This window comes from Thiocystis violacea (assembly GCF_016583575.1).
Classification (GTDB): domain Bacteria; phylum Pseudomonadota; class Gammaproteobacteria; order Chromatiales; family Chromatiaceae; genus Thiocystis; species Thiocystis violacea.
Map to the genome: position 1 here is coordinate 1 of NZ_NRRG01000155.1, position 843 is coordinate 843.

At 66.7% G+C, this 843-nt stretch carries 2 pseudogenes; both read right to left on the minus strand.

Going from position 1 to position 843, the window contains the following annotated elements:
- Positions 1–259, minus strand: a pseudogene (locus tag CKO27_RS23935) (peptidoglycan-binding protein); the annotation flags it as partial.
- Positions 260–268: 9 nt separating this feature from the next.
- Positions 269–843: pseudogene (locus CKO27_RS24845) on the minus strand (hypothetical protein); the annotation flags it as partial.

Genomic DNA, 843 nt, shown 5'->3' on the forward strand with positions numbered 1-843 from the left:
ATCGAGCCTGCAGCGAGGCGACGGTCTCGGTGAGGTCGCGGCTGTTGGTCCGCTCCAGGGCGAGAAGCTCCGTCAGCTCCGCGATCTGCGCGTTCAGCCGGTTCAGCACCTCGTCGCGGCCGGAAATTTCCTGCGAGAGGAAGAACTGGGCGACGAAGAAGACGGTGAGCAGGAAGACGAAGACAAGCAGCAGCGTCGCCATCGCGTCGACGAAGCCCGGCCAGTAATCCGCCCGTTGCAGACGGCGTGCGCGCGCCATCGGCAAGGTCTAGCGCTCCTGCGTTTCGGTCAGCCCCGGCATGCGCCGGCGGCGCCCTTCCTCGTCGCCGAAAAGCCGCCCCTGCGGGTCGGCGCCGAGCTTTTCGGAGATGCGGTCGAGCGTCGATTGCAGATGCTCGCGCTGCTCGGCCTGCCCTTCCATCCAGTCGCGCACCATCTGCTGCTCGTTGCGCATGTGCTGGACTAGGCCCTGGATGCCCTCCGCAAGGTTCGCCATGGCGGCGATGGACGGGCGCCCGCCGCCTTCCACGTTGCGCGACAGGCGTTCGACCGCGAGACGGATTTCCTGCACCGTATTGCCGGTCTCCGCCCCCTCGAAATCGAAATCCTCCAGATCGGTCATCGTCGAGAGCCAATCTTCCAGCTCGGTATAGAACCGGTTCTGCGCCTGGCCCGCCTGCAGGTCGAGGAAGCCGAGGACGAGGGAGGAGGCAAGGCCGAAGAGCGAGGACGAGAAGGCGATGCCCATGCCGGAGAGCGGCGCTTCCAGGCCCGCCTTCAGTTCCTCGAAGATGACGCCCGCCTCGCCCGAGCCCACGCGCAGCGACTGGATCGTCTCGGAGA